General features: G+C 40.0%; 5 protein-coding genes. 2 read left to right on the top strand and 3 right to left on the bottom strand.

The features are described 5' to 3' along the window. The first annotated feature begins 198 nt into the window (after positions 1-198). Entirely contained in the window at positions 199-822 is a 624-nt protein-coding gene (locus ABES03_RS23075; protein WP_430121105.1) for a histidine phosphatase family protein, read from the top strand. A 62-nt stretch (positions 823-884) separates the two neighbouring features. On the opposite strand, the gene ABES03_RS23070 is transcribed toward ABES03_RS23075, so the two are convergent. The 3 genes from ABES03_RS23070 to ABES03_RS23060 form a co-directional block, all read right to left on the bottom strand. After that, complete coding sequence (locus ABES03_RS23070; RefSeq protein WP_430121103.1) at positions 885-1,679, bottom strand: Cof-type HAD-IIB family hydrolase; 795 nt, start codon at positions 1,677-1,679, stop codon at positions 885-887. A 215-nt stretch (positions 1,680-1,894) separates the two neighbouring features. Next, on the bottom strand, positions 1,895-2,860 hold the full coding sequence (locus ABES03_RS23065; protein ID WP_430121101.1) for a LacI family DNA-binding transcriptional regulator: 966 nt from the start codon (positions 2,858-2,860) through the stop codon (positions 1,895-1,897). A gap of 580 nt (positions 2,861-3,440) precedes the next feature. Then, positions 3,441-4,901: a M20 family peptidase gene (locus tag ABES03_RS23060; RefSeq protein WP_430121099.1), complete on the bottom strand. Its 1,461-nt coding sequence runs from the start codon at positions 4,899-4,901 to the stop codon at positions 3,441-3,443. Between the two features lie 378 nt (positions 4,902-5,279). Between ABES03_RS23060 and ABES03_RS23055 the strand changes: the two genes are divergently transcribed. Continuing rightward, positions 5,280-6,395, top strand: coding sequence for a mechanosensitive ion channel family protein (locus ABES03_RS23055; RefSeq protein WP_430121097.1), 1,116 nt, complete (start codon positions 5,280-5,282; stop codon positions 6,393-6,395). The last annotated feature ends 34 nt before the right edge of the window (positions 6,396-6,429 follow it).

Below are 6,429 nucleotides of genomic sequence, written 5' to 3'. Positions count from 1 at the left end.
GACAGAGTCGAAGGAAAACCTGTCAACACTGTCAGAAGATAAGGAACTTCTAACAGAGTAGGTGGAAATAACGGAAACATTGTCAGAAGGCAATCGAACTTCGGACAGGGTAACCCAGAAAAAAAGAAACACTGTCAAAAGCAAATCAACTTTTGTCATGCAAGCCAATAAACCAGATTAGTGAAAGGGTGGAGTAAGTTGAATATATACGTGATCCGGCATGGGGAATCTGAGCATAATATCGATAGAACGTTGATGACACATACCCATGATTCAAGGCATAGTTTAACAGGACTTGGTTTAGAACAAGTTCAAAAAACGGCGGAATTTATGAAATCCCTCCTAAATGAAAAGACAGTAGTTTATAGTTCGCCCTACTTACGCACGATTCAAACAGCCCAAGCGGTTCATTTGCAGCTACCAGAGGGAATCCCTTTTTTCGAGAATCCACTAATAAGAGAGTGGGAACTAGGCAATCTTTATGACTTCAGCAATCGTCCACCAGAGAAAAAGAAGGAATTCAAAGCAGCCGGCCAATTTTATTTTCGCTATGAAAATGGGGAGTCCTTGGCTGATGTCTATTTGAGAGCGACCATGTTTATGCACACCGTCATAGAGCGCGTAAAGCGGCAGCAAAGGTATGAAAATGTGGTTATTGTTACCCATGCAGCCTTTATTCAAATGCTGCTAACCTTCCTGATGAATTGGCCGATAGAGGAATTGACTGGCTTTAAGCCCGTAGAAAATGCGTCCGTTATAAAAATATATGAAACCAATGGCGACTACGAGTATGAAAAGATTTTTGTACCATCATTAAAATAATGGAAAGTGGTGCCTGACACCAAAAAAAGAGGGCTCCTTCAGAAAGAAGGGGCCCTTGAATGTTATTTTACAGCAAGCTCTTCCTCTAAAAGTCCAACCTGTATTAAACCAAGGAGAATCCCATCATTACAATTTGAGGTTGTCACTAAATCTGCAGCAGCTTTTGCCTCCGGAACAGCATTCCCCATAGCAACTCCTGTTCCAACAGTAGAGAGCATTTCCAAATCGTTTAATCCATCCCCGAAAGCAAAGCTATGCTCTTTTTTGATTCCTAATGCTTCAATCAGCTTCTGGATACCTACCGCCTTTGAAGCACCCTTTGGCAGGATATCATACGCATACTCATGCCATTTGACGAAACTGAACTGTGGGAAACGCTCCGCATACATTTGTTCATATTGCGCTTCACAGTATAGATGTCCTTGAAATATAGACCACCGCTTAAAATAATCTGGGTCAACTTCAGGGTAAGCCATCATCAAGGAATCGAAACTTGATTCAATATAGGGATGGTTTCTTTCACTCACTTTATAATCCTGGTGGCTGCAGTAGGCTAGAGCATGACCGTTGCTTGCAGTCATTGCTGATAGAGCTTGCAGGAAATCTGAATCAATAGGATTCGAGTAAATCTCCTGTCCCTCGAACACTACATACTGTCCATTCATCGCTACATAGGAATCAATGTTTAGCTCCTTCAAAATCCAATAAAACATTTTGGGCACACGTCCTGTGGCAATGACCGTGTGAATGCCTTTTTCTTGAAGTAGGCGAATGGAAGTCTTCGTAGACTCTGGAATTACTTTATCTTCATTTAAAATCGTTCCATCAATATCAAAGAATACAATTGGTTTTTGCATGGTAACACCTCCGAGAGTACTCCAGCACCAGTCCTAACGCTCGGTCGCCCGATCACGCGGACCAGGTGCTAAAGGCTTTGCAAAAACAGAATATTGTATGAAACGCGTTTCAGGTCAAGAGATTTCACCAAAGTTTTTTTAAAAGGTGTCATTAAAAGGTGTCAGGCACTACTTGTGGACAATTGTCTTTTTACAGTGGACAGCCACATGATGAATTAAACGGTTTTCCTTTCAATTAAGGTAACGGGCATCTCCTGATGAGTGACATTATCAGTATCAGTAATACCTTGTAAAAAGAGTTTTTTACCTATGTCCACAAGCGGAATTTCCATCGTGGTGATATTCATCAGTTTGGCAATCGGTTGATTGTTGAAGCCGATAAGAGCAAGATCATCAGGTATTGATAGACCTCGGGTTTGGGCACAGGTGACAATACCTGCTGCGACTTCATCACTGGTCACCAACAATGCAGACGGCGGTTCCGACATGTCTGCAATCCGCTCAATGACCCGTTCTCCATCCTCAAAATGCAAACAGTGGTCAAAATTATTAGCGGGATTAAAAGGCAAGTCATGTTTCATGACAAAGTCTTTAAAGGCATTTTCGCGATAAAAACTGTTCCTACCAGATTTACGTCCGATACAATAACCAAGGTTCCGATGCCCTTTTTCAAATAAATATTCTAGTGCAGTCATAAAGCTTTTATAGTGGTCTACAAAGGTGGACGAAACGGACCGTCCTCTAGTATCTTCACATAAAATAATCGGGCCAAAAGTCAGGTAGTCAGAAATCGTCGTCCACCTGGTTTTACGGGAACAAATAATTAGTGCATCTATTTGCTTTTGTTTCAGCATTTGTAATGCTTCTAATTCCCTCGACTCTACGTAGTTGGTTTGAAAGAGAACGAGTTTGTAGTTGTTCTCTAACGCCTCACTTGCTATCCCCTTCACCAGCAAAGAAAAATAGGGATGGTCAATATAAGGAACAACCACGCCTACAAGAAAGGTCTTTCCCATGCTCAAATGTACTGCATTAATATTTTGCTGATAATTCGTTTTTTTGATGGCTTCCATCACCGCGTTTCGCTTATCTTCACTCACATAAGGATGCTGATTTAACACACGAGACACAGTAGTTACAGAAACACCAGCCATTTTGGCGAGGTCCCTAATGTTCGTCATAAGCAACCACCTCCTAATCATGGTGCTTTTTATTTTTTTATTATTAAGGCTTAGTTTACACCAAAAGGGGAGGCAGGCTCCAAATTCATCGAATTTTAATTGGACAAAAATACAAAAATGGTAGATTGTGTTAGTTGTAGTTAGGATGATTACTAAATAAGGGATATCGTTATGTTGAGACTAAATTAACAGGTTAAAAAATGAATTAGACCACTTAGGCATTCCTTTTGAACCAACAAAAGGGAAAGGGACGAGAGGTGATATGTTTGAAAAAAATATATATTTTTATGATTTGTGTTGTTGGGATCGTTGTAATGCTTGTGAGTAGCAAGATTGCTGCAAATTATTTTTCTGTTCATGCAAATATTGACCCTTTCTCAAAGAGTGCTTCGCTACTAACTTTATTATTTATGTGCTTTTGCATTCTTGGAGTATTTTTAACTGCTGCGATAGTTTTAATATGGGAACACTTTTATAAGGTGAAATCGTAAATATAAATGTCAAATGGAATAAAATTAACGCTCAGAGCGATAATTCTCTGAGCGTTTTCGTATGTTAATTGGTATGCGTTTTTCAAATATTATTTATTTGCTTCCTTCATCACTTCCACATAAAACTTAATGGCGTTCATATAGTTTTCGATGCTGACATGTTCGTTTGTCCCATGCATCCGGTTGAGGTCTTCAGAAGTAATTTGTACGGGCAAGAAACGATAGGTATTTTTCGCGATCGGATCGTATTGTCGTGCATCGGAGCCAGCAAACATGAGGTAAGGAGCAATCACCGCATCCTGATACACATTTCTTGCTGCCTGTTGGATTGACTTAAATTGCCAGCCGTCCACGGCCGAGACTTTGGAGGCCTCATTGCCTGTGATTTTCACATTAATTTCTTTGTCGTCAATTGTATCTTCTATAAAACTCTTTATTCCTTTTAAAGAATCACCAGGCATCACCCGAAGGTTAATAATGGCGGATGCTTTTTCCGGTAAAGCATTGTATTGTTCACCTGCTTGAAAAATCGTTGGGGCAATGGTTGTGCGAATTAACGCAGCGGATGCTGGCTGCTGTAATAAAATCCTTTCAATCACCGGTTCAAAAATAGCTTTGTTGGCAAACACATATTTCATTCCAAAGCTCATCTCAGGTGCCACAAACTCAAACATGTCTTCTCCTGGACCCCTTAGGTCTTCTTTAAACTGGGTATCTTCCAATTTACTAATGGCGCTAGAGATTCGGCCAATATTGGTATGGTCCTTCGGCTGTGACGAGTGTCCGCCGCTGCCTTCGATCGTCAATTCTGCAGTGGCAGAGCCTTTCTCTGAGATCCCAACGACACCGACTGGCTGCTTCACACCAGGAACCATGCTTTCAACAATGGCTCCACCTTCGTCTAACACATAGTCGAAGGTAATTCCTCTCTCTTTCAAGGTGTTTACAATAGCACTCGCTCCTTCATCCCCGCCGATTTCCTCATCAAACCCAAACATGAAATACATGTCGCGGTCAGGCTTAAACCCTTCAGCTAATAGATAATCGACTGCTTGTAAAATACCAATGACACCAATTTTGTCATCTAGCGTCCCCCGGCCCCAAATCTTACCGTCGACCACCTTGCCGCTGAACGGATCCTGCTCCCAATTGGCTTCGGTACCAGATAATATGGGTACTACATCATAATGGCTCGTTAAACCGATAGGAAGTTTGCTAGAATCAGAGCCTTTCCACTTATAGACAAGGGCATAATCATTGACTCTTTCAAATTCTAGATTTTTATAGACGGTAGGAAAGCTCTCTTGTAAAAAATCAATAAATTTACTAAACTCATTGAAGTCAAATTTACTGCGGTCTTGGTAGGAAACGGTTTTGAACGTGATGGCTTTCGACAGGTGTGTGACTGCTACATCCTGATCAATTACGGTTTTGACAGGCTTAGGTGAGGGTTGCTTTGATTTTATAGTTAGTGTGTTGAAACCGGTTACAATAATGAATAAAAGTAATAAACCAACGATTATAAGTGAAGCCAGCTTTCTCTTTTTCATAGAAACATCCCCCATCAACTCTAGTTATAATTTCATATTACATTATTTGTTAGAATAGTATAAATATTAATATGGAAGATTTTAAGAATAAATCCATGACTTTTGCCGTATTCAAATATTTAGTTTAAAGCTTTAAGATATGTGGATGTATTGTTATAAAAGGCTGTGTTTAAGAACATTGTTGATTTTTATACTCTGTTGATTGGAGCGGAAGGCGCGAAGACTCCTGTGGGAGTACGGTTCAGGGGAGACCCCGCAGGCGCAAGCGCCGAGGAGGCTCGCCGAAACGCCCACGGAAAGCTAAGTGCCTGGAGCGGAAATCAACAGACAAGTTTAACAGAGCATTTAAAAAAGTAATAAAAGAGAGGTATCTTTAGAATGTCTATGGATTCATTTGTATTGGCTTTTTCAATGTCGTCATTAGACTATGATATGTTAAAAAATGTAGGGATTTCTATAGGAATTTTGATGTTATTTATTCTTTTTAGAAACCTATTTACTAAGTATGTGTTTCAGCTGATTCTAAAGGTGTCTAGAAAAACACCTACTGACTTCTTTACACAAATATTTTTAAGCTTTGAACGCCCTTTAGGTTGGGCTTTTATCATCGTAGGTTTGTATGTGGCAATGGATTACTTTCCTTTTGTCGAACAACAAAATGCGTTATTTTTAAAATTTTTACGTTCGATGGTCATTGTGTTAATTACGTGGGGATTATTTAATTTGTCCTCTCCTACATCGGGGATATTAATCAGCGTGAACCAAAAGATTAATAATAAAATAGATTTAATTCTTCTCCCGTTTATTTCAAGAACCATCCGTGTCATCCTTATTGCTATTAGTATTACGATTATTGGTCAGGAATTTAATTATGATGTCAATGGCTTGGTGGCAGGTCTTGGATTAGGTGGATTGGCCTTTGCTTTAGCTGCCAAAGAAGCGGTAGGGAACCTAATTGGTGGAATCGTCATTGTTACAGAAAAACCGTTTTCGATTGGGGAATGGATATTAACGCCTAGTGTTGAAGGGACCGTAGAGGATATAAACTTCCGAAGTACGAAAGTAAGAACGTTTAGTCAGGCACTCGTTACTGTTCCAAATTCAACCCTTGCAAACGAACCGATTACCAACTGGAGTCGAATGGGAAAACGGCGGATCAATTTCCACCTAGGCATTAACTATAAAACGACGAAAGACCAAATTGTCAGAGTGGTTCAGAGGATCGAAGACATGTTAAAGGAGCATGAAGACATTCATCCGGATACGATCATGGTTGCATTTGATCATTATAATGATAGCAGTCTCGATATTCTTATCTATTTCTTCACCAATACGATTGTTTGGGCAGAACACGTGAGAATCAAACATGATATCAACTTAGAGATTATGGGAATTTTAGAGGAAGAGGGCGTAGAAGTTGCCTTCCCAAGTCGAACAATTTACGTCAAGCCAGAAGCAAATGAAGTATTTCAAACCGTGGGTTCTCTAGATTAGGGTGTCAGGCACCATGTGAAATTTTCACAATGGT

This window comes from Neobacillus rhizosphaerae (assembly GCF_050477885.1).
In the GTDB taxonomy this organism is placed as follows: Bacteria; Bacillota; Bacilli; order Bacillales; family Cytobacillaceae; genus Neobacillus; species Neobacillus rhizosphaerae_A.
The sequence above is the reverse complement of the archived record's forward strand: the minus strand, read 5'-3'. Positions and strand labels throughout refer to the sequence as shown.

Coding starts and splice junctions, on each gene's coding strand:
- ABES03_RS23070 (WP_430121103.1), bottom strand. CDS start 1,679: ATGCAAAAACCAATTGTATTCTTTGATATTGATGGAACGATTTTAAAT.
- ABES03_RS23065 (WP_430121101.1), bottom strand. CDS start 2,860: ATGACGAACATTAGGGACCTCGCCAAAATGGCTGGTGTTTCTGTAACT.
- ABES03_RS23060 (WP_430121099.1), bottom strand. CDS start 4,901: ATGAAAAAGAGAAAGCTGGCTTCACTTATAATCGTTGGTTTATTACTT.
- ABES03_RS23055 (WP_430121097.1), top strand. CDS start 5,280: ATGTCTATGGATTCATTTGTATTGGCTTTTTCAATGTCGTCATTAGAC.